This is a genomic window from Ramlibacter sp. JJN2-2R, from assembly GCF_057747835.1.
On sequence record NZ_CM173226.1, the window covers coordinates 115,160 to 140,455 of the forward strand.

25 protein-coding genes are annotated in these 25,296 nt (G+C 72.1%); 14 read left to right on the forward strand and 11 right to left on the reverse strand.

Translation table 11 applies throughout. The features are described from left to right. Nucleotides 1-5: 5 nt before the first annotated feature. Complete coding sequence (gene recG, locus AC3ANR_RS00665) at nt 6-2,162, reverse strand: ATP-dependent DNA helicase RecG (protein ID WP_488289947.1); 2,157 nt, start codon at nt 2,160-2,162, stop codon at nt 6-8. Nucleotides 2,163-2,215: 53 nt separating this feature from the next. Between recG and queA the strand changes: the two genes are divergently transcribed. From queA to AC3ANR_RS00680, 3 genes are read left to right on the forward strand one after another with little or no spacing between them, the layout of a single operon-like run. Beyond that, nucleotides 2,216-3,247, forward strand: coding sequence for a tRNA preQ1(34) S-adenosylmethionine ribosyltransferase-isomerase QueA (queA, locus tag AC3ANR_RS00670; protein WP_488289948.1), 1,032 nt, complete (start codon nt 2,216-2,218; stop codon nt 3,245-3,247). A 1-nt stretch (nt 3,248) separates the two neighbouring features. After that, a complete protein-coding gene (gene tgt / locus AC3ANR_RS00675; protein WP_488289949.1) occupies nt 3,249-4,409 on the forward strand; it encodes a tRNA guanosine(34) transglycosylase Tgt in 1,161 nt (386 codons plus the stop codon). Nucleotides 4,410-4,435: 26 nt separating this feature from the next. Next, entirely contained in the window at nt 4,436-4,933 is a 498-nt protein-coding gene (locus AC3ANR_RS00680) for a hypothetical protein (RefSeq protein ID WP_488289950.1), read from the forward strand. A gap of 9 nt (nt 4,934-4,942) precedes the next feature. On the opposite strand, the gene AC3ANR_RS00685 is transcribed toward AC3ANR_RS00680, so the two are convergent. The 4 genes from AC3ANR_RS00685 to AC3ANR_RS00700 all read right to left on the reverse strand — a co-directional run bounded on the left by AC3ANR_RS00685 (nt 4,943) and on the right by AC3ANR_RS00700 (nt 8,399). Beyond that, complete coding sequence (locus tag AC3ANR_RS00685; protein ID WP_488289951.1) at nt 4,943-6,226, reverse strand: FIST signal transduction protein; 1,284 nt, start codon at nt 6,224-6,226, stop codon at nt 4,943-4,945. 17 nt (nt 6,227-6,243) lie between these two features. Beyond that, complete coding sequence (locus AC3ANR_RS00690; protein WP_488289952.1) at nt 6,244-6,939, reverse strand: PhaM family polyhydroxyalkanoate granule multifunctional regulatory protein; 696 nt, start codon at nt 6,937-6,939, stop codon at nt 6,244-6,246. 87 nt (nt 6,940-7,026) lie between these two features. Then, complete coding sequence (locus AC3ANR_RS00695; RefSeq protein WP_488289953.1) at nt 7,027-7,524, reverse strand: copper chaperone PCu(A)C; 498 nt, start codon at nt 7,522-7,524, stop codon at nt 7,027-7,029. 71 nt (nt 7,525-7,595) lie between these two features. Next, nucleotides 7,596-8,399, reverse strand: coding sequence for an enoyl-CoA hydratase/isomerase family protein (locus tag AC3ANR_RS00700; protein ID WP_488289954.1), 804 nt, complete (start codon nt 8,397-8,399; stop codon nt 7,596-7,598). 122 nt (nt 8,400-8,521) lie between these two features. Here AC3ANR_RS00700 and AC3ANR_RS00705 point away from each other — a divergent pair, with 122 nt between their 5' ends. The 4 genes from AC3ANR_RS00705 (at nt 8,522) to otsA (ending at nt 12,985) form a co-directional block, all read left to right on the forward strand. Further along, nucleotides 8,522-8,896 (forward strand): hypothetical protein, encoded by a 375-nt coding sequence (locus tag AC3ANR_RS00705; protein WP_488289955.1) that lies wholly within the window; start codon nt 8,522-8,524, stop codon nt 8,894-8,896. Nucleotides 8,897-9,025: 129 nt separating this feature from the next. Further along, the gene (gene otsB, locus AC3ANR_RS00710; RefSeq protein ID WP_488289956.1) at nt 9,026-9,772 is read left to right on the forward strand and encodes a trehalose-phosphatase; all 747 of its coding nucleotides are present in this window, start codon (nt 9,026-9,028) and stop codon (nt 9,770-9,772) included. Next, nucleotides 9,769-11,565 carry a glycoside hydrolase family 15 protein gene (locus AC3ANR_RS00715; protein WP_488289957.1) on the forward strand — a complete coding sequence of 599 codons (1,797 nt, stop codon included), beginning with the start codon at nt 9,769-9,771 and terminating at the stop codon, nt 11,563-11,565. Before otsB ends, AC3ANR_RS00715 begins: the two co-directional genes overlap by 4 nt. Nucleotides 11,566-11,575: 10 nt before the next feature. Further along, nucleotides 11,576-12,985, forward strand: coding sequence for an alpha,alpha-trehalose-phosphate synthase (UDP-forming) (otsA, locus tag AC3ANR_RS00720; protein WP_488289958.1), 1,410 nt, complete (start codon nt 11,576-11,578; stop codon nt 12,983-12,985). Between the two features lie 13 nt (nt 12,986-12,998). On the opposite strand, the gene AC3ANR_RS00725 is transcribed toward otsA, so the two are convergent. From AC3ANR_RS00725 to AC3ANR_RS00735, 3 genes are all read right to left on the reverse strand, one after another. Beyond that, a complete protein-coding gene (locus AC3ANR_RS00725) occupies nt 12,999-13,274 on the reverse strand; it encodes a hypothetical protein (RefSeq protein WP_488289959.1) in 276 nt (91 codons plus the stop codon). A 124-nt stretch (nt 13,275-13,398) separates the two neighbouring features. Then, nucleotides 13,399-14,367 carry a Bug family tripartite tricarboxylate transporter substrate binding protein gene (locus AC3ANR_RS00730; RefSeq protein WP_488289960.1) on the reverse strand — a complete coding sequence of 323 codons (969 nt, stop codon included), beginning with the start codon at nt 14,365-14,367 and terminating at the stop codon, nt 13,399-13,401. 85 nt (nt 14,368-14,452) lie between these two features. Continuing rightward, a complete protein-coding gene (locus tag AC3ANR_RS00735; protein ID WP_488289961.1) occupies nt 14,453-15,460 on the reverse strand; it encodes a fumarylacetoacetate hydrolase family protein in 1,008 nt (335 codons plus the stop codon). A 108-nt stretch (nt 15,461-15,568) separates the two neighbouring features. Between AC3ANR_RS00735 and AC3ANR_RS00740 the strand changes: the two genes are divergently transcribed. The 3 genes from AC3ANR_RS00740 to AC3ANR_RS00750 all read left to right on the forward strand — a co-directional run bounded on the left by AC3ANR_RS00740 (nt 15,569) and on the right by AC3ANR_RS00750 (nt 17,808). Next, entirely contained in the window at nt 15,569-16,345 is a 777-nt protein-coding gene (locus tag AC3ANR_RS00740; protein WP_488289962.1) for an IclR family transcriptional regulator, read from the forward strand. Further along, on the forward strand, nt 16,342-17,430 hold the full coding sequence (locus AC3ANR_RS00745; RefSeq protein WP_488289963.1) for a DUF3108 domain-containing protein: 1,089 nt from the start codon (nt 16,342-16,344) through the stop codon (nt 17,428-17,430). Before AC3ANR_RS00740 ends, AC3ANR_RS00745 begins: the two co-directional genes overlap by 4 nt. 105 nt (nt 17,431-17,535) lie before the next feature. Then, nucleotides 17,536-17,808 (forward strand): BTH_I0359 family protein, encoded by a 273-nt coding sequence (locus AC3ANR_RS00750; RefSeq protein ID WP_488289964.1) that lies wholly within the window; start codon nt 17,536-17,538, stop codon nt 17,806-17,808. 25 nt (nt 17,809-17,833) lie between these two features. Here the strand turns inward: AC3ANR_RS00750 and AC3ANR_RS00755 are convergent, their stop codons facing one another. Next, nucleotides 17,834-18,889: an AbrB family transcriptional regulator gene (locus AC3ANR_RS00755; protein ID WP_488289965.1), complete on the reverse strand. Its 1,056-nt coding sequence runs from the start codon at nt 18,887-18,889 to the stop codon at nt 17,834-17,836. Nucleotides 18,890-18,938: 49 nt separating this feature from the next. On the opposite strand from AC3ANR_RS00755, the gene AC3ANR_RS00760 reads away from it, so the two are divergent. Next, nucleotides 18,939-19,688, forward strand: a complete 750-nt coding sequence (locus tag AC3ANR_RS00760; RefSeq protein WP_488289966.1) for a ChaN family lipoprotein — start codon at nt 18,939-18,941, stop codon at nt 19,686-19,688. Between the two features lie 4 nt (nt 19,689-19,692). Here the strand turns inward: AC3ANR_RS00760 and aptA are convergent, their stop codons facing one another. Together aptA and AC3ANR_RS00770 are read right to left on the reverse strand one after the other, a co-directional pair. Then, nucleotides 19,693-21,027, reverse strand: a complete 1,335-nt coding sequence (gene aptA, locus AC3ANR_RS00765; RefSeq protein WP_488289967.1) for an omega-aminotransferase AptA — start codon at nt 21,025-21,027, stop codon at nt 19,693-19,695. 60 nt (nt 21,028-21,087) lie between these two features. After that, on the reverse strand, nt 21,088-21,786 hold the full coding sequence (locus AC3ANR_RS00770; RefSeq protein ID WP_488289968.1) for a DUF4197 domain-containing protein: 699 nt from the start codon (nt 21,784-21,786) through the stop codon (nt 21,088-21,090). Nucleotides 21,787-21,876: 90 nt separating this feature from the next. Here AC3ANR_RS00770 and purU point away from each other — a divergent pair, with 90 nt between their 5' ends. The 3 genes from purU (at nt 21,877) to AC3ANR_RS00785 (ending at nt 25,291) form a co-directional block, all read left to right on the forward strand. Beyond that, the gene (gene purU, locus AC3ANR_RS00775; RefSeq protein WP_488289969.1) at nt 21,877-22,725 is read left to right on the forward strand and encodes a formyltetrahydrofolate deformylase; all 849 of its coding nucleotides are present in this window, start codon (nt 21,877-21,879) and stop codon (nt 22,723-22,725) included. Between the two features lie 61 nt (nt 22,726-22,786). Continuing rightward, on the forward strand, nt 22,787-23,653 hold the full coding sequence (locus AC3ANR_RS00780; protein WP_488289970.1) for a LysR substrate-binding domain-containing protein: 867 nt from the start codon (nt 22,787-22,789) through the stop codon (nt 23,651-23,653). Nucleotides 23,654-23,797: 144 nt separating this feature from the next. Beyond that, nucleotides 23,798-25,291 carry an FAD-linked oxidase C-terminal domain-containing protein gene (locus tag AC3ANR_RS00785; protein WP_488289971.1) on the forward strand — a complete coding sequence of 498 codons (1,494 nt, stop codon included), beginning with the start codon at nt 23,798-23,800 and terminating at the stop codon, nt 25,289-25,291. The last annotated feature ends 5 nt before the right edge of the window (nt 25,292-25,296 follow it).

Consider the following 25,296-nt stretch of genomic DNA (forward strand, 5'->3'; position numbering starts at 1 on the left):
GGATCCTAGGCCTTGAGGTATTCCGATTTTCCACCCAACCAGCGGGCCGTGTGGCGCTGCGCCAGGTCCGGATGGCGATCGAGCATCCGGGGCGCCAGCTCGCGCGCCGCCTCCAGCAGCCGCGCGTCGGTGGCCAGGTCGGCAAAGCGCAGCAGCGGCGCGCCGGACTGGCGCGCGCCGAGGAACTCGCCGGGGCCGCGGATGTCCAGGTCGCGCCGCGCGATCTCGAAGCCGTCGGCGGTCTCCGCCATCGCCTTGAGCCGCGCCCGCGCGGTCTCCCCGAGCCGGCCGTTCTCGCCGGTCGCATAGAGCAGCACGCAGGCCGACGCCGCCGCGCCGCGCCCGACCCGCCCGCGCAGCTGGTGCAGCTGCGACAGGCCGAACCGCTCGGCGTGCTCGATCACCATCAGCGAGGCGTTGGGCACGTCCACGCCGACCTCGATCACGGTGGTGGAGACCAGCACGCCCATCTGGCCGCCCTCGAACAGCGCCATCACCGCCTTCTTCTCCGCCGCCGGCATGCGCGAGTGCAGCAGGCCGACCAGCACGCCCGGCAGCGCCGCCGAGAGGGCCTCGTGCGTCGCCGTGGCGTTGGTGAGGTCCAGCGCCTCGCTTTCCTCGATCAGCGGGCAGACCCAGTAGACCTGGCGGCCCTGCGCCAGCTGCGCGCGGATGCGCTCGATGACCTCGTCGCGGCGCGTGTCGGCGACCAGCTTGGTGACCACCGGGGTGCGGCCGGGCGGCAGTTCGTCGATCGTCGACACGTCCAGGTCCGCGTAGTAGCTCATCGCGAGCGTGCGCGGGATCGGCGTGGCCGACATCATCAGCAGGTGCGGCTCGCGCTGCCCGCCGGCGTCGCTGGGTGCGTCCTGGCGCTGCGCCGGCCCGCCCGTCGAGGAAGGCGCCGCCTGGTCCTCCCCATGCATCTTGGAGCGCAGCGCCAGCCGCTGCGCCACGCCGAAGCGGTGCTGCTCGTCGATGATGGCCAGCGCGAGCCGGCGGAACTGCACCTGCTCCTGGATCACCGCGTGCGTGCCCACCACCAGCGCCGCCTCGCCGCTGGCGATGCGCTCGAGCATCGCGCCGCGCTCCTTCTTCTTCTGGCTGCCCGTGAGCCACGCGACCCCCAGGCCCCGGGGCGCCAGCAGCGGCTCCAGCCAGCCGATCAGCTTGCGGAAATGCTGCTCGGCGAGGATCTCGGTGGGCGCCATCAGGGCGCATTGCCAGCCCGCGTCGATGGCGATCGACGCCGCCAGCGCGGCCACCACCGTCTTGCCCGAGCCCACGTCGCCTTGCAGCAGGCGGTGCATCGGCACCGCCCGCGCCAGGTCGCGGGCGATCTCCTCGCCCACGCGGCGCTGCGCCGGCGTGAGGTCGAAGGGCAGCACCCGCAGCAGCTGCTCGTGCAGCCCGCCGGCGCGCGCGGCCAGCGCCGGTGCCCGCAGCCGGTCGCGTTCGCGCTTGCTCTCCAGCTGCGACAGCTGCTGCGCGAGCAGCTCCTCGGCCTTCAGCCGCTGCCAGGCGGGGTGGCTGCGGTCCTCCAGCGCGGCCAGCGACGTCTGCGGCCCCGGGTGGTGCAGGAACTGCAGCGCCTCGCGCAGCGTCCAGCCCGCCTGCAGGCCCAGGCGCGGCGCGAACTCGGGCGGCAGGGTTTCGGCCAGGTCGGCGCGCGCCAGGCCCGCGAGCACCGCCTTGCGCAGGTACGCCTGCGGCAGCGCCGCCACCGTCGGATAGACCGGCGTCAGCGCCTCGGGCAGCGCGGCGCCGGCCGCCCGCGTGGTCGGATGCACCATCTGCCAGCCCACCAGCCCGCCCCTGACTTCGCCGCGCGCCAGGATGCGGTTGCCCACGGCCAGCGCCTTCTGCTGCGACGGATAGAAGCTGAAGAAGCGCAGCACGCACGTGTCGGTGCCGTCGTCCACCGTCACCACCAGCTGGCGGCGCGGACGGAATGCGATGTGGTTGTCGGTGACCACGCCTTCGATCTGCACGGTGTCGCCGCCGTGAGCGTCGCGCAGCTTGACGATCCGGGTCTCGTCCTCGTAGCGCAGCGGCAGGTGCAGCGCCAGGTCGATGTCGCGCACCAGCCCCAGCTTGCGCAGGGCCTTCTGCGGCTCCGACAGGGCTTTCTTCGGCGCGGCGGCGGCCTGGGTGGCGGGCATGGGACAATTCTGCCCTCACCACTTGGCACGGGTCCGTCCGACCCTCAAGCAGCATGCGTCACTTCACGCTGGCGGACTTCGATTTCGCCCTCCCCCCCGAACTGATCGCCCAGCATCCCGCGGCCGAACGCAGCGCCTCGCGCCTGCTCGATGGCCTCGCGCTGCCGCCCGTGGACCGCGTCTTTCGCGAGCTGCCTTCGCTGCTCGCGCCCGGCGACCTGCTGGTGTTCAACGACACCCAGGTGGTCAAGGCGCGCCTGTTCGGCGAGAAGCCGACGGGGGGCAAGGTCGAACTGCTGGTCGAGCGCGTGCTGCAGGAGCGCGAGGTGGTGGCCCACATGAAGGTGAGCAAGAAACCGCCCGTCGGCACCGTGCTGGCCATGCAGGGGGGCTTTTCCGCCACGCTCCTGGGCCGCTGGCCCGACGAGGACGGCGCCCTGTTCCGCTTCGCCTTCAGCGGCGAGCCGTTCGCGCTGATGGAGCGCCACGGCCACGTGCCGCTGCCGCCCTACATCGGGCACGCCGACACCGCCGAGGACGAGCGGCGCTACCAGACCGTGTTCGCCCGCCATCCCGGCGCGGTGGCCGCGCCGACGGCGGCGCTGCACTTCGATGAGGGCGTGCTCTCGGACCTGGAGGCGCGCGGCATCGAGCGCGCCAGCCTCACGCTGCACGTGGGCGCCGGCACCTTCCAGCCTGTGAAGACCGAGAACCTGGCCGAGCACCGCATGCACAGCGAGTGGTACGAGGTCCCGCCGGCCACGCAGGAGGCGATCGCGCGCACGCGCGAGCGCGGCGGCCGCGTCGTGGCCGTGGGCACGACCACGGTCCGCACGCTGGAGTCCTGGGCGCAGGGCGGCCAGGAGCGCGGCGACACCAGCATCTTCATCACGCCGGGCTTCGGCTTCCGGGTGGTGGACCTGCTGGTGACCAACTTCCACCTGCCCAAGTCCACGCTGATGATGCTGGTCAGCGCCTTCGCCGGCCACGACACGGTGATGGCGCTGTACCGCCACGCCGTCGAGCGCGGCTACCGATTCTTCTCCTACGGCGACGCCATGCTGCTGCAGCGTCGGCCCACCTGACATGCTGCACTTCGACATCCTCGCCACCGAAGGCCACGCGCGCCGCGGCCGCCTGACGCTCAACCACGGGGTCGTGCAGACGCCGATCTTCATGCCCGTGGGCACCTACGGCACGGTCAAGGGCGTGACGCCGCGCTCGCTCGAGGAGATGAACGCACAGATCATCCTGGGCAACACCTTCCACCTGTGGATGCGCCCCGGGCTGGACGTGATCGAGCAGTTCGGCGGCCTGCACCGCTTCGAGCAGTGGGACCGCCCCATCCTCACCGACTCCGGCGGCTTCCAGGTCTGGAGCCTGGGCGAGATGCGCAAGATCAGCGAGGAAGGCGTGCGCTTCGCCTCGCCGGTCAACGGCGACCGCCTGTTCCTCACGCCCGAGGTCTCGATGCAGATCCAGACCATCCTGGACAGCGACATCGTCATGCAGTTCGACGAGTGCACGCCGTACGAGACCAAGGGCCACGTCACCACCGAGGCCGAGGCGCGCGTCTCGATGGAGCTGAGCCTGCGCTGGGCGCGCCGCTGCCAGCACGAGTTCGCGCGGGTGCAGAACCCGAACGCGCTGTTCGGCATCGTGCAGGGCGGGATGTTCGAGCACCTGCGCGAGGCGTCGCTCGCCGCGCTGGTGGAGATGGATTTTCCCGGCTACGCCGTCGGCGGCGTGAGCGTGGGCGAGCCCAAGGAGGAGATGCTGCGCATCATGGCGCACACGCCGCACCGCCTGCCCGCGCACAAGCCCCGCTACCTGATGGGCGTGGGCACGCCGGAGGACCTGGTCGAGGGCGTCGCCCAGGGCGTGGACATGTTCGACTGCGTCATGCCCACGCGCAATGCGCGCAACGGCCACCTGTTCACGCGCTTTGGCGACCTGAAGATCCGCAACGCGCGCCACCGCAACGACCAGCGGCCCCTGGACGAGACCTGCACCTGCTACACCTGCCGCGGCCACACGGGCGCGGACGGCGCGGTGCGCGGGGGCTTCTCGCGCGCCTACCTGCACCACCTGGAGCGCTGCGGCGAGATGCTGGCCCCGATGCTCGCCACCATCCACAACCTGCACTACTACCTGCAGCTGATGCAGGAGGTGCGCGACGCGCTGGAGGCGAACCGCTTCGCCGCCTTCGCCCAGCAGTTCCGGCAGGATCGCGCGCGCGGCGTCTGAGCCCCGCGCGCTAGGATCGCAGCGCCATGCCGCGCGCGCTGCTGCGAATCCTGGGCCGGCTCCTGAGCTGGCCGCTGGCCCTTCTCATCCTGTTCGAGGAATGGGGCTGGGAGCCGCTGCAGCAGGCGCTGGTGCGGCTGTCCGAGCGCCTGCACCTGCGCTGGCTGGAAGCGGGCATCCGGGCGCTGCCGCCCTACGCCGCGCTGGCGCTGTTCGCCGGTCCCGCGTTGCTGCTGCTGCCGGTCAAGCTCGCGGCCCTGTGGCTGATCGGCGCCGGCCACGTGCTGCTCGGCACGCTGGTGATCGTGGCGGCCAAGGTCGCGGGCACGGCCGTGGTCGCGCGGCTGTTCACGCTGACGCAACCGGCGCTGATGCGGCTGGCGTGGTTCGCCCGCGTGCATGCCCGCTGGACCCGCTGGAAAGAATCGCTGCTGGCGAGCGTGCGCGCCTCCTGGCCGTGGCGCTGGGGCCGCGTGGCGCGCCGGCGCTGGCAGCGGCGGGTGGCCGCCATGCGGCGCGGCTGAAGGCCGCCTTCAGGCGCCGGCGGCGGACCGCGGCTCCAGGAACACGGTGAGCACGCCGGTGTAGCCGTACACGTGGTGGCGCGCGATCTCGCCGCCGGCGAAGAAGCCCACCAGCGGCACGTCGCCCAGCGCGTGGCGCACGATCTGCAGCTCCGCGCTCGGGCCGCCGAAGTGCGGGCCGCCCCGGCCGGCGCAGCTGACATAGATGGCGCCGGCGATCCGGCGCGCCGGGTGCGGGCCGGCGTGCGCCTGCGGCGCGGCCAGCGCGGCGGCCACGGGCAGCGCCAGTTCCTCGGGCTCGAGCTCCTCGCGGATCTCGGCGCAGATGCGCACCAGGTCGGCCCGCGCCGCCTGCGCGTTGCGGCGGCAGAACGCCATGCGCATGCCGGCGGCCACCTGGGACGCGATGGCCACGCCGTGCCGGGCCGGATCGAGGCCGATGATGTGGCGCACCACCACGTCGGCGCCGAAAGTGCCCGGCGGGCCGATCACGTCGGCGCCCGGCTCCGTCAGCCCCACCAGGGTCGCCCGCAGGCGCGTCATCGCCTCCTGCGGCCGCTCCAGCGAGATGCCGGCTTCCTGCAGCAGCACGTCGAGCGCCGGCTCGCCGTCGAGCTCGAGCAGCACGTTGCCCTCGGCGGCGGTGACCTGCCGCTGCCGGCCGAGCGGCTGGCAGCCCTGGGTGACGCGCGAGACGAGCGCGACGTCCTCGCCGAACGCCACGCCGGACAGGCCGCCGCGGAACACGCCGCGCGCCTTGCCCTGGCCCTTGATGTTGCCGTTGCCGCCGATGGCGAACTGGACGGTGTCGCCGCGGCTGGCGGCCAGGCCGCCGAACACGTAGCCGGTGGTGGTGCGCGCGGCCATCTCGGCGATCAGCTCGCCGACGTCGGGGGTGCGCGCGTCCGCGTGCACCAGCGCCGTGTGCGGCTCGAAGCCCATGCCCTCGCCGGTGCCCAGCGGGGCGACGCCGGAGAACACGCGGTACTGGTGCGGTGGGATGGCGCACAGCATCACCGCCAGCGCCGGCTCGTCGAAGTACTCGACGTTGTTGGAGGCGATGCCCACGCCCACGGTGCCGGACCAGTCGGTCACCTCGGGCAGCTCGGCGCCCAGGTGGTCCAGGATCTCCTGCGCGTGCGGCGCGTAGTGGTCGGTGATGTACAGCAGGCCCAGGGTCGGCGCGCTCGCGTACTCGGGCAACGCCATCTGCGCGCGCAGTTGCGCCAGCACCAGGCCGGCGGCCATCTGCCAGTGCGGATGCGTGGCATGGCCGAACGGAAACAGCTTCATGGCGCCCCCGGCGGTGTTCAGCGGGCCGCCGCCTTGCGGCCGGCCGCCTTGCGCGCGGGCGGGGCCTTGGACCGCGCCGCCTTGCGTGCCGGCTTGGCCGCCGCGCCGGCCGCGGCCGACGTCATGACGCTGCCGGCGGACTTCATCGCCTCCCGCGCCGCGCCGACCGCGTTGCCGCGCGACGCATCCTTCATCGCGTCGGCCGCGATCTGCTGGAACTGCTGCGTGAGGGCGCCCCACCATTGCAGCGGGTCGACCGCCGCCGTGGCCTTGGCCGCCGGCCTGGACTTGCCCTTGCCGTTCCTGCCGTTCCCGCTGTCCTTGCCGCCCGCGACCGCCGACACCGCGGCCGCCGCCGTGTCGGCGGTCTTCTGCATCCCGCTGGCGACGGTGTCCGCCGCCTTGAGCTTGAGCGCGTTGGCGACGTCGCCCATGTTGAAGTTCATGCCCTGCAGCGTGGCCAGCGTCATCTTCTGCACTTCGAGCGCCTGGATCGTGGCGCCCAGCGCCTTGGAGTTCTGGTCGAGCCAGAAGTGCACGGCCTTGAGTTCGTCGATGCGCTTTTCCAGCTCCTCGACGTTGAGCGTGGGCGCCACCCAGTTGGACAGGTTGGGCAACTGCGGGATGGCCTGCGACGCGCCCTTGGCGATGTTCTGCAGGAAGTCGAAGCCCGGGACGAACTTGCCGAAGCCGAGGGTGGGGTTGTCGCTCATGCGCTGCCTCCGGGGATGGTGGAAGGCAGCTTAGCAGGCCGCGGGCGCCGGCGGTGGCCGCCCGCCGGCGCGAGGCGCAAGCAACGGTTAGTGCTTGTGCATGCCGTGCGTGGTCGCGGCGCCCACGTCCTTGGGCGCCACCGTCGACACCGGCACCTGCAGCGCCAGCTGGCGCTGCTCGCCGCGCGCGGTGCGGAAGGTCAGCGTGAGCGGCACCACCGTGTCCGGCTGCAGCGGCGCCTTCAGCTCCTGCAGCATGAGGTGGTAGCCGCCGGGCTTGAGCTGCACCGGCTGGTGCGCCGGCAGCTCGAGCGACTCGACCGCGCGCATGCGCATCACGTCGCCTTCCATCTTCATCTCGTGCACCTCGGCCACGCCGGCCACCGGGGTGGAGATGCCCACCAGCCGCAGCGGCTCGCTGGCCGTGAGGGTCATGAAGGCGCCGCTGGAGCGCTGGCCCGGCACGCTGGCACGGGCCCAGGCGCCGACGGCCGTGACCGGCGCGGGCGCCGGTTGCGCCCAGCTGGAGGAAACGCCGGCCGCCAAGAGGGCGGCCAGCAGGAAACGGCGGGTGGCTTGTCGCATGGAAATCTCGGGATCTGGCCCCCGATTGTCCGGGTTTCGCGATGCCCGCCCGCGGCGCGGGGGCGGCCGGCTCAGGCGCCCGGGAACCGGGGCGCGCGGCGCTCGCGCAGCGACGCCACGCCCTCGCGCACGTCGGGCCCGGCGAAGCCCATGAACTCCAGCGCCAGCGAGGTGTCGAAGGCGGGCCCGGCTTGGCGCAGCCAGTTGTTCAGCGAGTACTTGGTCCAGCGGATGGCGCTCTGGCTGCCCTGGGCCAGCCGGTCGGCGACCTCGTACGCCTTGGGCAGCAGCTGCCCGGCCTCGACCGCCAGCGCCACCAGGCCGATGCGCTCGGCTTCCTCGCCGGTCACCGGCTCGCACAGCAGCAGGTGGTACTTGGCCTTGGCCATGCCGCACAGCAGCGGCCACACGATGGCGGCGTGGTCGCCCGCGGCCACGCCCAGCCGCGTGTGCCCGTCGACGATGCGCGCATCGCGCGCGGCGATCGGGATGTCGGCCAGCAGCCCGGCCACGAGCCCCGCACCGACGGCCGGGCCATGCAGCGCGCTGACGATCGGCTTGTCGCAATTGATCACGTTGTAGACCAGGTCGCGCGCTTCCTTCCAGACCCGGCTGCGCACCTCGAAGTCCCGCGCCATGTCCTCGACCAGCGCCAGGTCGCCGCCGCCGGAGAAGCCCTGGCCCTCGCCGCGCAGCACCGCGCAGCGCACGGTGTCGTCGGCCGCGACGTCGCGCCAGATCTCGGCCAGCTCGCGGTGCCCCTCGTGGTCGGCGGTGGGCAGCTTGCCGTTGGCCGCGCGCATCTGGATGTCCAGCACCGCGTCGCCGGGTCCGCGGCGGGTGATGGCAAGGGTGCGGTAGCGTGCGTAGTCCATGGTCGTCTCCGGCTGTGCAGGCGGCGATTGTCCCTTGGACGCCTGCGGCCTTGATTGTGGTCAAGCCGGCCGATGCCGGCCGCCGGGAAGATGGGGCCAACCGACCAACCCCGAGAGGCCCCATGAGCACCTTCCACGCCGTCGTCTGGATGGACCGATCCGAAGCGCACGTGCTGCAGTTCGACAGCGAGCACGTCGAGGCCAGCCGCATCCGCGCCCGCAGCCACCACAAGCACCAAGGCAAGGAGAGCGATCGCGGCACGTTCTTCGGCGCCGTCTCCGCCGCCCTGGCGGGCACGCACGAAGTCCTCCTGACCGGCCCGGGCGCCACCCGCGACCAGTTCGTGCGCTGGGTCAAGGCGCAGCAGCCGCAGGCCGCCGGCCTGATCGTGGACGCGGTGCCGAGCGACCATCCGAGCGACGCGCAGCTGGTGGCGCTGGCGCGCAAGTACTTCCACCGCTACGACCAGCAGGGCGCCGACCCGTCGCGCGCCTGAGGCGCACGGCGGCCGCGCGGGTCGCGGCCCTTTCCGTCCAAGCGCGTGCGCCCGTAGGAAGCCTCCTACGGAGTGAGGCGGTAGCAGTCCGCTGGTCGGGGGGGCCGGCGGATGTTACGTTCAGGGTCCATGAATTTCGTGGACATCCTGAGTCCGGCCTGCGCGCTGTTCCTGGACTTCGACGGCACGCTGGTGGACATCGCACCGGAACCCGGTGCCGTGGTCGTCCACTGCAGCCTCGTGCCCACGCTCACCGCGCTCCAGGCCTACCTGGGCGGCGCGGTGGCGGTCGTGAGCGGCCGCCCGATCCGCGAGATCGACCAGTACCTGGAGCCGCTGCGCCTGCCGGCCGCGGGCGTGCACGGCGCCGAGCGGCGCAGCGCCGGCGGCGCCGTGGACCGCATCTCGGCGAGTCCGCTGCACGCGGTCGAGCGCGCGGTGCGGGCGCTGCACCTGCGCCATCCGCAACTGCTCGTCGAGCACAAGGGCGCCTCGATCGCGCTGCACTACCGCCAAGCCCCCGAGCTCGAGGCGCTGTGCATCGAGGCGATGCAGGAGGCGGTCGACCAGTCCCCCGGCCTGGCGCTGCTGCGCGGCAAGATGGTCGTGGAAGCCAAGCCCGGCGGGGCGAGCAAGGGCAGCGCCATCGAGGCGTTCCTGCGCGAGCCCCCGTTCGCCGGCCGCACGCCGGTGTTCGTGGGCGACGACGTCACCGACGAAGCCGGTTTTTCCACCGTGCAGCGGCTCGGCGGCCTGGGCGTGAAGGTCGGCGAGGGGCCGACCGTCGCCTGGCAGCGGCTGCCGCATCCCGGCGCACTGCGTCAAGAATTCGAACAAGCGGTCGCTGCCAAGGTGGCCGCCAGAGCACCGGCATGAAAGCCAACACCTCGGTCCAGAACCTCAACCTCGGCGTCATCGGCAACTGCGCGTACAGCGCCCTCGTGGACGAGCGCGGCAGCATCGTGTGGTGCTGCCTGCCGCGCTTCGACGGCGACCCGGTCTTCAACTCGCTGCTCGACCCGACCGAGAACGGCGCCCTGTGGGCCTTCGAGCTGGAGGACTTCGAGCGCAGCGAGCACCAGTACGAGCCCAACACCGCCATCCTGCGCACGCGGCTGTACGACCGCCAGGGGCAGGGCATCGAGATCACCGACTTCGCGCCGCGGTTCTGGAACCGCGGCCGCACCTTCCGGCCGCTGACGCTGATCCGGCGCGTGCGCGTGCTGGGCGGCACGCCGCGCATGCGCGTGGTGCTGCGCCCGCGCTTCGACTGGGGCCGCGAGGCCCCGCGCGTCACCCGCGGCAGCACCCACATCCGCTACGTGGGTCCGCAGCAGACGATCCGCGTCAACACCGACGCGCCGATCGACTACATCCTGTCCGAGACGTTCTTCGTCGTCGACCGGCCGCTGAACTTCATCCTCGGCCCGGACGAGACGCTCACCGGCGGCATCGAGGACACCGCGCGCTCGTTCGAGCAGGACACGGCGGCGTACTGGCGCAACTGGTCGCGCGCGCTCGCGCTGCCGCTCGAGTGGCAGGAGGCGGTGATCCGCGCCGCGATCACGCTCAAGATGTCGCTGTTCGAGGACACCGGCGCCATCGTGGCGGCGATGACCACCAGCATCCCCGAGGCGGCCCACAGCGGGCGCAACTGGGACTACCGCTACTGCTGGCTGCGCGACGCCTTCTTCGTCGTGCGCGCGCTCAACAGCATCTCTGAAGTCGCGACGATGGAGGAGTACCTGCGCTGGCTGAACAACGTCGTGGTGCGCTCGCGCGGCGGCCACATCCAGCCCCTGTACGGGGTAGGCCAGGAGGAGCAGCTGCCCGAGTCCATCCTGGAGCACCTGCCCGGCTACCGCGGCATGGGGCCGGTGCGCCTGGGCAACCAGGCGGCCGAGCACTTCCAGCACGACGTGTACGGCAACATCATCCTCGGGGCGGCGCAGGCCTTCCACGACCACCGGCTGCTCAAGCGCGCCGGCCGCACCGAGTTCGCCTCGCTCGAGGCCGTGGGGGAGCAGGCGTTTCGCGTCTACACGGAACCGGACGCGGGCATGTGGGAGCTGCGCACGCGCGCGCGCATCCACACCTCGTCGGCGCTCATGAGCTGGGCCGCCTGCGACCGGCTGGCCAAGATCGCCGTCGGCCTGGGGCTGCGCGACCGCGCCAACTACTGGGGCGAGCGCGCCACCACCATCCGCGAGCGCATCCTGAAGGAATCGTGGAGCGAGGAGCGCCAGGCCTTCGCCGAGAGCTTCGGCGGCCGCGACCTGGACGCCAGCGCGCTGCTGATGGCCGAGGTCAACATGATCGACCCGCGCGACCCGCGCTTCGTCGCCACGGTCGACGCGCTGGAGAAGTCGCTGTGCGACGGGCCGTACATGCGCCGCTACGAGGCGGCCGACGACTTCGGCAAGCCCGAGACCGCGTTCAACATCTGCACCTTCTGGCGCATCGACGCGCTGGCGCGCATCGGCCGCAAGGCGCAGGCGCGCGAGATCTTCGAGGTGATGCTGTCGTGCCGCAATCCCCTGGGGCTGCTGTCGGAGGACACCCACGCGCAGACCGGGGAGATGTGGGGCAACTTCCCGCAGACGTACTCGATGGTGGGCCTGATCAACGCCGCGGTGCGGCTGTCGGCGCCCTGGGACACCGTGATCTGAGCCGGCCGCGATGGGCAGGCTCGTCGTCGTCTCCAACCGCATCGCCGACCCGCGCAAGACCGCGGCCGGCGGGCTGGCCGTCGCGCTCGGGGAAGTGCTGAACAACAGCGGCGGGCTGTGGTTCGGCTGGAGCGGCAAGCTGGTGGACGCCCACGCGGGCCCCGACGTGCCGCTGGACGTGCACCACGCGGGCCCCGTGACCCTGGTGACCATGGACCTCGCGCGCGAGGACTACCAGTCGTACTACGTCGGCTACTCCAACGGCGTGCTGTGGCCGGTGCTGCACTACCGGCTCGACCTGGCCGACTTCGACGCCGGCTACATCGAGGGCTACCGGCGCGTGAACCAGCTGTTCGCCCGCACGCTGCTGCCGATGCTGCGCCCCGACGACGTGATCTGGGTGCAGGACTACCACCTGATCCCGCTGGCGGCCGAACTGCGCGCGCTCGGCTGCCGCCAGCGCATCGGCTTTTTCCTGCACATCCCGTTGCCGCCGCCGCTGATCCTGGCCGCCATTCCCGGCCACGACTGGCTGGTCAAGGGCCTGTGCTCGTACGACCTGGTGGGCTTCCAGAGCCAGGCCGACCACGAGCACTTTTGCCGCTACATCGAGGCCGAGGCGCATGCGCAGGACCTGGGCGAGGGGCGCTGGCGCGTGTTCAACCGCACGGTGCAGGCGGGCGCATTCCCGATCGGCATCGACGTGCAGGAGTTCCGCACGCTGACCGAGGCGCCCGAGGCGGTCGAGATGTACGAGCGGATGAAGAAGGAATACTCGCGCCGCAAGCTGCTGGTCGGCGTGGACCGGCTCGACTACTCCAAGGGCCTGCCCCAGCGCATGCGCGCCTTCCGCGAGCTGCTCACCCGCTACCCGGACACGCGCAACAGCGCCACGCTGATCCAGATCGCGTCGCCCAGCCGCGAGGACGTGAGCGCCTACACGGACATCCTGCACGAGCTCGAGAGCCTGTGCGGCTCCATCAACGGCAACTTCGGCGAACTGGACTGGATGCCGGTGCGCTACATGCACCGCACGGTGGCCCGGGCGCGCCTGCCCGGTCTGTACCGCGCCAGCCGCGTGGCGCTGGTCACGCCGCTGCGCGACGGCATGAACCTGGTGGCCAAGGAGTTCATCGCCGCGCAGGATCCGGACGACCCGGGCGTGCTGGTGCTATCGCGCTTCGCGGGCGCGGCCGAGCAGCTGAAGGAAGCGCTGCTGGTCAATCCCTACGACACCGAAGCCACCGCCGGCGCGATCCACCTGGCGCTGCAGATGCCGCTGGAGGAGCGCCGGGAGCGCCATGCGGCGCTGCTGGCCACCATCCGCCGCACCGACGTGCACTGGTGGTGCGACACCTTCCTGCACCTGCTCGGCCAGACCGAGGCCGAGGAGAGCGGCACGCCCTGGCTGCGCCTGTGAGCGCCGGGCGCTGTCAGCGCCGGGTGTCGATCAGGCCGTCGGGCGCGGTGAAGGGCTCCCAGCTGGGCGGCAGTTGGTCGATCTCCAGCCGCACCTTGTGCTCGGCGGCCACCAGCGCCTGCAGCTCGTTGGGATAGAGGCTGCTGGTCACGTCGGCCGCGCCCTTGGCGCGCCAGGCGGCGCTGGGCCGCGTCGCGCAGGCCTTGCCGTAGCCGACGAAGCCGCCCTTGGCCGGGACGGTGTAGGCGGCCACGTAGTAGCCGCGATGCGGGCCGGTGATGCGGTGCATGCGCGAATCTTACGGTCGCGTTCGCGGGCGCGGAAGGCCCTGCAGCGCAGTCCGGCCAAGCCGCCTGCGCGCGGGCGGCGTGCGCAGCGTGGACTGCTCGCGCCGCCACCGCACGACCCCGGCTTCAGTCCAGCTTGACGCCGGCGGTCCGGATCACCGGGCCCCAGCGCTTGGCTTCCTCGCGCGCCATGGCCAGGAACTGCGCCGGCGTGCCGGGCAGCGGCTCCATGCCGAAGTCGGTCAGGCGCTTTTGCACCGCGGGCGCCGCCAGCGCCTTGTTCAACTCGCCGTTCAGGCGGCCGACCACGGCTTCGGGCAGGCCGGCGGGGCCGAGCAGTCCCTGGAACGCATAGACCTCGGCGTTGCGCACGCCGGCCTCGGCCAGCGTGGGCACGTTCGGCAGGCTGGGGGCGCGCTTGCCCGAGCCGATCGCCAGCGCGCGGACCTTGCCCGACTGGATGACCGGCAGGCCCGCCGCGAGGTCCAGGAACATGCACGGCACCTGCCCGCCCATCACGTCCTGCATCGCCGGCGCGGCGCCGCGGTAGGGGATGTGCGTGATGAACGTGCCGGTGCGGTTCTTGAACAGCTCCATCGCCAGGTGGTGCGGCGAGCCGTTGCCCGGCGAGGCGTAGTTGAGCTTGCCCGGGTTGGCCTTGGCGTAGGCGATGAAGTCGGCCAGCGTGCGCGCCTGGAAGTCCGGATGCACCACCAGCGCGAGCGGGAAGCGGGCGATCGCGCCGATGTAGGTGAAGTCGCGCTGCGGATGGAACGGCAGCTTGGAGAACAGGTGCTCGTTGAAGGCCAGGATCGCGTTGTCGGCCGACATCACGGTGTAGCCGTCCGGCTTGGCGTGCGCGACGACGTCGCCGCCGATGTTGGTCGAGGCGCCCGGGCGGTTGTCCACCAGGATCTGCTGGCCCAGGCTGCTGCGCATCGTCTCGGCCAGCGTGCGGGCCAGGGCGTCGGTGCCGCCGCCGGCCGGGTACGGAACGATCCAGCGGATCGGCTGCGCCGGCCAGGCGGCCTGGGCGCGGACGGTGGAGGCGGCGGCCAGCGCGGCGGCCGCGGCAATGAAGTCTCGTCGTTGCATGGAGTGGTTCTCGTGCTGGGAGGGCCGGCGGCGCGCCGGCATCCGGGGAAAGGGCCCCGGCTGCCGCCGGGGCCGCGGTGGCGGCTCAGGCGAGCGGCGCGATCTTCTGCTCGATGGTGCCGAAGAGGTTCTGCCCGTCCTTGCCCTTCATCTCGATGCGGATGGTGTCGCCGAACTTCATGAACTCGGTCGACGGCTTGCCGTCCTGGATGGTCTCGATGGCGCGCTTCTCGGCGATGCAGCTGTAGCCCTTGGGCCATTCCATGCGGCCGTTCTGCTCCACGCCCTTGTTGCTCACGGTGCCGGAGCCCACGATGCTGCCGGCGCGCACGTTGCGCGTCTTGCAGATGTGCGCGATCAGCTGGCCGAAGTGGAAGGTCATCTCGGGGCCGGCCTCGCACATGCCCACGCGGCGGCCGTTCCAGGTCGATTGCAGCGTCAGGTGCACGCGCCCGCCCTGCCAGGCGTCGCCCAGTTCGTCGGGCGTCACGGCCACCGGGCTGAACGCGGTGGCCGGCTTGCTCTGGAAGAAGCCGAAGCCCTTGGCCAGCTCGGCCGGGATCAGGTTGCGCAGCGAGACGTCGTTGGCCAGCATCAGCAGCCGGATGCCCTCGATCGCCTGCTCGGGCGTGGCGCCCATCGGCACGTCGCCGGTGACCACCGCCACCTCGGCCTCGAAGTCGATGCCGTACTCCTCGCTGGGCACCACGACGTCGTCGCGCGGGCCCAGGAAGTCGTCGCTGCCGCCCTGGTACATCAGCGGGTCGGTGTAGAAGGTCGCGGGCACTTCGGCCTTGCGCGCCGCGCGCACCAGCTCCACGTGGTTGATGTACGCCGAGCCGTCGGCCCACTGGTACGCGCGCGGCAGCGGCGCCATGCAGCGCTGCGGATCGAAGGCGAACGCGTGGCGCGCCTTGCCCTGGTTGAGCGCCTCGTACAGGTCCTGCAACTGGGGGGAGATGAAGCCCCAGTCGTCCAGCGCCTGCTGGAGCTTGTCGGCGATGCCGGTCGCATAATGGGCCGAGGCCAGGTCGCGCGACACCACCACCAGCTGGCCGTCACGCGAGCCGTCCTTGTACGTTGCAAGCTTCATCGGGAATTGCCTTCGTCTCGCGTGATGCGCTAGAGTCGCCACCGACCGTCGCGTTACGCATGGTGAAATGAATTTACCTAATCGAAATTCTACAAGACCGCCCGCCGCATGAAGGAACGCGCCGGGATCCAGTCCGTGGAGGTGGGGTTCGCGCTGCTCGAGGCGCTGGGCAATGCGCCCGGGCCGCAGATGCTGCGCGACCTGGCCGCCGCCGCCGGCATGAGCGCCGCCAAGGCGCACCGCTACCTCGTGAGCTTCCAGCGCCTGCAGCTGGTGGTGCAGGACGCCGCCAGCACGCGCTATGACCTCGGTCCGGCCGCGCTCAAGCTGGGGCTCGCCTCGCTGTCGCGGCTGGACGCCGTGCGGCTGGCGCGCGAGCGTGCCGGCGCGCTGATGGAGCGCATCGGGCACACCGTGGCGCTGGCGGTGTGGGGCAACCACGGGCCGACCATCGTGCACTGGGAGGAATCGCCCTCGGCGGTCACCGTCAACCTGCGCCTGGGCGACGTGATGCCGCTGCTGTCGTCGGCCACCGGGCGCTGCTTCGCCGCCTACGCCTCGCGCGAGGCCATCGCGCCCATGCTGCGCGAGGAGCTGTCGCGTGCCCAGCGGCAAGGCCGCACCGACGTGCCGGCCAACATGGCGGGCGTGCGCGCCATGCTCGAGGAGGTGCGCGAGCGCGGCGCCGCCCGGGTGGTCGACGTTCTGCTGCCGGGCATCGTGGGCTTTTGCGTCCCGGTGTTCGACGCCGACGGCCACCTGGCGCTCGGCATCGTGTCGCTCGGACCCACCGGCACCTTCGACGGCGAGTGGAACGGCGCGGTGCATCGCACCCTGCGCGAGGCCGCCACGCAGCTGTCCGCCGACCTGGGCTGGCGGGGATGACGACCCGGACCGGCGTGCCCTGGCGCCCGCTGGTCCTGACGACGGCGGTGGTGCTGTGCGCGCACTGGCTCGCGCTGCGCGGCGTGCCGGCCGCGCTGTCGTGGCAGCGGCCCGCGCCGAGGGGCGCGATGGTCGTGCGCAGCGTGCCGGCCGCCGATCTCGCCGTCCCGGCTGTCGCGCCGTCAGTCGTCGCGCGTGCCGCCACGCCCGTCGCGCCGCACGCCACCGGCCCCGTCCCCGCGCCCCCAGCCCGCACGAAGCCCGTCGTCGCCGGGCCTGCGCGGCCGGTGGCCGACCCCGGCGTCCGCTTGGAGCCGGCACCGACGGCTCCCGCGCCCGAGCCGGTCACCGAGCTCGCGTCCGCGCCCGTCCCCGTGCCTGTCCCTGCGCTCGCGGCCGCCCCCGCCAGCGCAGGCGCCGCCGCTCCTGCCTTGCCCCCACCGCCGGTGCGGCTGCCGGCCGCCGCGCGCTGGCGCTATGCCGCCACCGCCTGGCATCGCGGGGTGCTGCTGCCGGGCGAGGCCGAACTGGCCTGGGCGCCCGACGGCACGCGCTACGCCGCCTCGCTGCGCATCGCGGTCACGGGGCTGCCCACGCGCGTGCAGCGCAGCGAGGGCAGCCTCGCCGCGGCGGGCCTTCGGCCGCAGCGCTTCGCGGACCGCACGCGCAGCGAGGAGGCCACCCACTTCGACCACGCCCAGGGCCGCATCGTCTTCAGCAGCAACCGGCCCGAGGCCGCGTTGCGCGAGGGCGCGCAGGACCGCCTCGCCGTGCTGGTGCAGCTGGCCGCGCTGGTGGCGGCGGATGCCGGCCGCCTGGCACCGGGCACCTCCCTCACGGTGCAGGTGGCGGGCACGCGCGAGGCGGACGACTGGACCTTCGTGGTCGACGGCCCCGAGGCGCTGGCGCTCCCGGCCGGCGCCGTGCGCGCGCTCAAGCTCACACGGGCGCCGCAGCGCGACTGGGACCTCCGGCTGGAGCTCTGGCTGGTCCCCGGCCCAGACTACGGGCCGGTGCGCCTGCGTCTGACACCCCCCAATGGCGATTGGCTCGATCTGCAATGGTCCGGCACCGACAAAGGCTGAGCCTGGGGTGCGCCTACTCTGGAGCCCTTGGAAAACCATCTCCGTGAGCGGTCATCTTGAAACCGGGCGCGGCGTTGATATCTAACCGGGCAAAGGATTTCCACCATGCAAATGCTTTATGACTCCGACACGTTCGTCGTCGTGCACATGCAGGCGAACGAACCCACCGACGGGGAACCGCAGCCGGGGATCGTGCGCCATGGCTTCGAGATCGTCGACAAGCGCTCCAACAAGGAGGTCTACCTCGACGGCTCGTGGGCCGAGGCGTTCCAGCGCCAGATCAACGCCTGGCAGCTGAACACGCCCACCCAGGAAGAGGTCGAGGAAACGCTCGACGGCTACGCCGAACTCGCCCAGAACCCGCTGGTGATGCACTGACGCGTCACCCGCTGCTGGCTGCGGGTCACCGCAGCCAGCCGTGGCGGTAGAGCGGCTCCACGAGCACCAGCACCGCCACCAGCCGGCAGACCTGGAATGCGGTCACCACCGGCACTCCCAGCTGCAGCACCTTGGCCGTGATGGCCATCTCGGCGATCCCGCCGGGCGAGGTCCCCAGGACCAGCGTCGCGGGATGCAGTCCCGTCAGCCACGCCAGCCCCGCGCCCACCAGCGCGCACAACACCAGCATCGCCACCGTCCCGAACCCGACCGCTGCCAGCCAGCGCGGGGCGGTGTGGATGAACTCGGCGCGAAAGCGCACCCCGAGCGAGACGCCGATCACCAGCTGCGCCGCGTTGGACAGCGGCTGCGGCACCGCCGACAGCTCGACGCCGGCCATGGTGAACCCCATCGCGACCAGCAGCGCCCCGATGAACCACGGGTTGGCCCGGCCGGTGCGCGCCATCAGCCACGCCCCCGCGCCGGTCGCCAGCGCCAGCAGCAGCAGTCCCACCGGCTGCACGGTCCGGGGCCCCGGCAGGTTCGGGTCCACGCCGTGCAGGCCGCTCCAGGTGATGGCCAGCGGCAGCGTCAGGGTGACGATCAGCAGCCGCAGGCTGTGCGCCGCCGCGACCAGGTCGGTGCGCGCGCCGGCGCGCTCGGCCAGCAGCGTCATCTCCGAGGCACCGCCGATCGCGCCGGCGAAGTAGCTGGTGCCGCGCCGCTCGGCCGGCGTGCCGGGCAGCCGGTCGCGCACCACGTGGTGCAGCCAGCGCCCGAAGCCCCAGCCCAGCAGCAGGGCCCAGACGATGCCCAGCAGGATGGCCCACCAGAGGCGTCCGACCAAGGCCGTCACCTCGGGCGTGAAGTACAGCCCCAGGACGGTGCCGATCACCCACTGGCCGACGTTGCGCAGCGGCGTCCAGCTCTGCGTCGGCGCGCCGAGCACCGACGCGGCCGCCGTGGCCACCAGCGGGCCCAGCACCCACGGCAGCGGCGTGCGCAGCCAGGCGCACAGCAGGGCGGCGGCAAGCGCCAGCGCCAGCGTGGCGGCGACGCGGAGCGGGACGGAAGAACGCATGCGGGAGAAGGCCGCGGCACAGCCGTGCGCGGGCCCGTAGTATCGGTCCATGGCCCCGCGCCTCCTTCCCCTGGCCGCCTGCCTGGCGCTGGCCGCCGGCTGCGCGTCGATCGCCCCCGACCCGCAGGAGCTGGCGGGCGCCGACGTCGTGCTGCTGGGCGAGCAGCACGACGACCCGGCGCACCAGCGCGCGCACCGCGACACGATCGCGGCGCTGGCCGTGCGCGGCCGGCTGGCGGCCGTCGCCCTCGAGATGGCGGAGCAGGGCACCAGCACGGCGGGGCTGCCGCGGGCCGCCGACGAATCGACGGTGCAGGCGGCGCTGCGCTGGGATGGCGCGGGCTGGCCCTGGGCCAGCTATGCGCCGGCGCTGATGGCCGCGGTGCGCGCCGGCGTGCCCGTGATCGGCGCCAACCTGCCGCACGAGCGGCTGCAGGCCGCCATGGGCGACGCGGCGCTGGACACGCTGCTGGATCCGGCCGCGCTGGCGGCCCAGCGCGAGGCGATCCGCCGCGGCCACTGCGACCTGCTGCCGGCGGCCCAGCTGGCGCCGATGGCGCGCGTGCAGATCGCGCGCGACCGCACCATGGCGCGCACGGTGGCGGCCGCGCTGGTGCCGGGCAAGACGGTGGTGCTGCTGGCCGGCGCGGGCCACGTGGACCCGGCCCTGGGGGTGCCTCGCCACCTGCCTGCCACCGTCACGGTGCGGCCGGTGCCGCTGGCCGCCTCCGGCCAGGCGGCGCCCACGGACCATTGCGCCGAGCTGCGCGAGCAGCTGCGGCGCCCGCGCGCGTCCTGAGCGCTCAGGCGTGGCGCCGGATGGCGTCGGCCAGCGTGTTCACCAGCTGGTCGATGTGCGACTTCTCCACGATGTAGGGCGGCGCGATCACCAGCACGTCGCCGGCCGGGCGCACCAGCGCGCCCTTGCGGAAGCATTCGAGGAAGATCTCGTAGGCGCGCTTGCCGGGGGCGCCGGCGATCGGCGCCAGTTCCACCGCCGCGGCATGGCCCAGGCTGCGGATGCCAATCACGTTGGGCAGGCCCTTGAAGGTGGAATGGAACGCGTCGCCCAGCACCTTGCCCATCTCGCCGGCGCGGGCGAACAGGTTCTCCTGCTGGAACAGCTGCAGCGTGGCGATCGCCGCCGCGCACGCCACCGGGTGCCCCGAGTACGTGTAGCCGTGGAAGAACTCGACCACGTGCTCGGGCGCGTCGGTCTTCATCATCGCGTCGTACAGCGTGTCGCGGCAGATCACGCCGCCCAGCGGGATCACGCCGTTGGTGACGCACTTGGCGAAGTTCAGCATGTCGGGCACCACGCCGTAGTAGTCGGCCGCGAAGTTGGTGCCCATGCGGCCGAAGCCGGTGATGACCTCGTCGAAGATCAGCAGGATGCCGTGCTTGTCGCAGATCTCGCGCAGGCGCTTCAGGTAGCCCTGGGGCGGGATGTACCAGCCCGCGGAGCCGGCGATCGGCTCGACGATGATGGCCGCCACGTTGCTCGGGTCGTGCAGCGGCAGGATGCGCTGCTCCAGCTCGAGCAGCGGGTCCTCCTTCCACTGCGGCTCCTGGTTGTGGATGAAGGCGTGGTTCACCGGGTCGTGGATGAACCGCATGTGGTCCACGCGCGGCAGCAGCGAGGTGCCGAACACCTTGCGGTTGGCCGGGATGCCGCCCACGCTCATGCCGCCGAAGCCGACGCCGTGGTAGCCCTTCTCGCGGCCGATGAACAGGTTGCGGTGCCCCTCGCCTCTGGCGCGGTGGTAGGCCAGCGCCACCTTCAGCGACGTGTCCGCCGCCTCCGAGCCCGAGTTGCAGAACAGCACCTTGTTCAGGTCGCCCGGCGCCATGGCGGCGATCATCTCGGCCGCCTTGAACGCCTTGTCGTTGGACACCTGGAACGCGGTGGCGTAGTCCAGCGTGTCCAGCTGCTTCTTGATCGCCTCGTTGATCGGCTGGCGGTTGTGGCCGGCGCCCACGCACCACAGGCTGGAGATGCCGTCGATGACCTGGCGGCCGTCGTGGGTGGTGAAGTGCATGCCGTCGGCGGCCACGAACACCCGCGGCTCCTTGCGGAAGTGGCGGTTGGGCGTGAACGGCAACCACTGGTTGTCCATGTTGAAGTCGTTGTAGGCCATGTGCTGCTCCTTGGATGCGAATGACGATTGTGGGCCCGCGGGCGGCGCCGCGTGGCGCGCTCAGCGGATGGCGCCGAACACCTTCTGCAGGATGGCGCTGCCGGTGCCCATGGGATCGCGGCGGATCTTCTTTTCCTCGTCGCCGATCACCAGGTACAGGCCGTCCAGGGCCTTGCGCGTGACGTAGTGGTCGATGCTGGCGTCCTCCTGCTTGAGCAGGCCGACGCCCGCCGCCTTGGCGGCGATGCGGTCGTACTTGGCCGCCAATCCCACCTTGGAGGTGGCCTGCTTGATCTTGGGCAGGAACTGCGCCGACAGCGGCGTGCGCGTCCGGTCGGCAAAGAACGTGGTGACCGAGGTCTCGCCGCCGGTGAGGATGTTCTTGGCGTCGGTGACGCTCATGGACCGGACCGCGTTGACCAGCAGGTCCTTGGCCAGCGGCACCGCGCTCTCGGCGGCGCGGTTCATCGCCACCTCCAAATCCTCGACCTGCTTGCCCTGGCCCATTGCCTTGAGCAGCCTGGACGCGTCCTGCAGCGCGCCGGGCAGCGGGATGCGCACCCGCGGGTTGCCCAGGAACCCGTCCTGCACCCCCAGCAGGCGCACGGCGGCCAGCGCGCCCGTTTCCAGGGCGGTCTTCAGGCCCTTGGTCGCGTCGGCGTCGGAGAGCGACGCGAGCCCCTGGGCCTGCCCGGCACGCGGCAGGAGCAGCAGGGCGGGGGCGGCGGCGAGGGCGGCGGACAGCGTGCGGCGTTGCATGGCGGGCTCCTGGGACGGATCGAACCGCCATGATGCCCGCGGGACCCCAACGCGGCAATTGCGGCACCCCCTGCCACAATCGAGCCCAGCATGACCCACGCCTACATCCTGACCCTCTCCTGCCCGGACCGGCCGGGCATCGTGCATGCCGTCTCGGGCTTCCTGCTGGAGCGCGGCGGCAACATCGAGGAGGCCGCGCAGTACAACGACCCGGACACCGGCCTGTTCTTCATGCGGGTGCGCTTCGCCTGCGACCAGCTCACGTTCGACGACCTGAAGGCGCAGCTGGGCACCTTCGCCGGGCCGTTCGGCATGGCGTGGCGCCTGCACGCGACCCGCCAGCCGATGCGCACCGTGATCCTGGTCAGCCGCGAGGGCCACTGCCTGAACGACCTGCTGTTCCGCTGGAAGAGCGGGCTGCTGCCGGTGGACATCGCGGCCATCATCTCCAACCACCGCGACTTCTACCAGCTGGCGGCCAGCTACAACGTGCCGTTCCACCACGTGCCGGTGACGGCCGACGGCAAGGCGCGCGCCGAGGCCCGGCAGTTCGAGATCATCGAGGCCGAGAAGGCCGAGCTGGTGGTGCTGGCGCGCTACATGCAGATCCTCTCGGACGACCTGTGCCGCAAGCTGGCCGGCCGCGCGATCAACATCCACCACAGCTTCCTGCCCAGCTTCAAGGGCGCCAAGCCGTACTACCAGGCGCACGACCGCGGCGTGAAGCTGATCGGCGCCACCGCGCACTACGTGACCGCCGACCTGGACGAGGGCCCGATCATCGAGCAGGACGTCGCCCGCGTGGACCACTCCCACACGGTCGAACACCTCACCGCGGTGGGCCGCGACACCGAAAGCCAGGTGCTCGCGCGCGCCGTGAAGTGGCACAGCGAACACCGCGTGCTGCTCAACGGGCACAAGACGGTGATCTTCAAGTGACCCCGGCGGGCGCCGCGCACAGGGCGGCGCCCCGCAGGCCACGCAGCGTCCCAGCCTTCCCATGACCCGCATCCCGCCCATCCAGTGCCTGCTGACCTTCGAGGCGCTGGCGCGGCTGCGCTCGGTCACGCTGGCGGCCGACGAACTGTGCGTCACCCCCAGCGCGGTGAGCCACCGCGTGCGCCAGCTCGAGCAGATCATCGGCACCAAGCTGTTCGGCCGCGCCGACTTCTCGCTCACCACCGACGGCAGCGAGTACCTCGCCCACGTGCGCGAGGGGCTGGCCAGCCTGGAGCGGTTTCCGGGCCAGGCCGGGGCCCAGGGCAAGCGCAAGCTGCGCGTCGCCGTCACGCCCACCTTCTCGCGCTCGATCCTGATGCCGCGCCTGCGCGGCTTCATCGACGCCTACCCGGAGATCGACCTGACGCTGCAGGTGTCGATCCCGCTGCTGGACGTGGTGGCCGAGGACGCCGACCTGATGATCCGCTTCGGCACCGGCCGCTATGCCGACGTCGAGCACCTGTGCCTGATGACCGACGAGGTCACTCCGCTGGCCGCGCCCGCCTTCCTGCGCGAGCACGGCCCGTTCGACAGCGTCGAGGAACTGCTGGCCGCCAAGCTGATCAAGAGCCCGCTGGAGCCCTGGCGCACCTGGTTCCTGGCCCACGGCGTGGACGCCGGCGAGCCGGCCGAGGGCTCCTCGTTCAACGACATCGGCCTGATGTGCGATGCCGCCGCGCAGGGCCTGGGGATCGCGCTGGTGCGCCTGAAGCTCGGGGCACCCTGGCTGGAGAACGGCACGCTCGAGCGGATCTCGCACCGCAACGTGCCCAGCCCGCATGCGCATTACCTGTGCTGGCGCACCGGCACCATGGACCGGTGGGAGTGCGCGGCGTTCGCGGAATGGCTGAAGAAGAGCCTCGCGTGACGCCGCACCGGCCGTGCAGCCCGGCGGCATGACCCCGCCCCACCGGCGCGCCGCCCGGTCCGCGCTGCGGCGGGACGGCATTTTTCAGCCGACGGCGCCAAAAAGTTCAAGCGCCGCGGGCGCCCTGCCGTCTACAGTCGGCGCATGAACGCCCCGCAGGATCCCCAACTGCTGCAGCGCGCCGACCGGCAGGCCCAGGTGGTCGCCGCGTTGCGGCAGGTGCTGCCCGCGCATGCCGTGCTGTGGCACGGCGAGGACACCACGCCCTACGAGTGCGATGGCCTGACCGCCTACCGCCAGCGGCCGATGGTGGTGGCGCTGCCCGAGACCGAGGCCCAGGTGCAGGGCGTGCTGCGCGCCTGCCACGCGGCCGGCGTGCCGGTGGTGGCGCGCGGCGCCGGCACCGGGCTGTCCGGCGGCGCCATGCCGCACCGCGAGGGCGTGACGCTGTCGCTGGCCCGGTTCAACCGCATCCTGGCGCTGGATCCGGCCAGCCGCACGGCGCGCGTGCAATGCGGCGTGCGCAACCTCGCCATCAGCGAGGCCGCGGCGGCGCACGGCCTGTACTACGCCCCCGATCCGTCGAGCCAGATCGCCTGCACGATCGGTGGCAACGTGGCCGAGAACTCGGGCGGCGTGCACTGCCTGAAGTACGGCCTCACGCTGCACAACGTGCTGAAGGTGCGCGGCTTCACCGCCGAGGGCGAGCCGGTGGAATTCGGCAGCGACGCGCTCGACGTGCCGGGCTACGACCTGCTCAGCATCGTGGTCGGGAGCGAGGGCATGCTGGCGGTCACCACCGAGGTGACGGTCAAGCTGGTGCCCAGGCCGCAACTGGCGCGCTGCATCATGGCCAGCTTCGACGACATCCGCCGGGCCGGCGACGCGGTCGCGGCGGTGATCGCCGCCGGCATCATCCCGGCCGGGCTGGAGATGATGGACAAGCCCATGACCGCGGCCGTGGAGGACTTCGTCCATGCCGGCTACGACCTGGACGCCGAGGCCATCCTGCTGTGCGAGAGCGACGGCACGCCCGAGGAAGTCGAGGAGGAGATCGGCCGCATGAGCGAGGTGCTGCGCGCGGCGGGCGCCACCGCCATCGCCGTCAGCCGCGACGAGGCCGAGCGGCTGCGCTTCTGGAGCGGGCGCAAGAACGCGTTTCCGGCCTCGGGCCGCATCAGCCCCGACTACATGTGCATGGACTCGACCATCCCGCGCAAGCGGCTGGCCGACATCCTGCTCGCCATCCAGGAGATGGAGAAGAAGTACGGCCTGCGCTGCGCCAACGTCTTCCATGCCGGCGATGGCAACCTGCACCCGCTGATCCTGTTCGATGCCAACGACCCCGACCAGTTGCACCGCTGCGAGCTGTTCGGCGCCGACATCCTGGAGACCAGCGTCGCGATGGGCGGCACCGTGACGGGCGAGCACGGGGTCGGCGTGGAGAAACTCAACTCGATGTGCGTGCAGTTCAGCCCCGAGGAGCGCGAGCAGATGCTGGCGGTCAAGCGCGCGTTCGATCCGGCGGGCTTCCTGAACCCCGGCAAGGTGATCCCGACGCTGCACCGCTGTGCCGAGTACGGCAAGATGCTGGTGCGCGGCGGACGGCTCGCGCACGCCGACCTGCCGCGCTTCTGAACGGC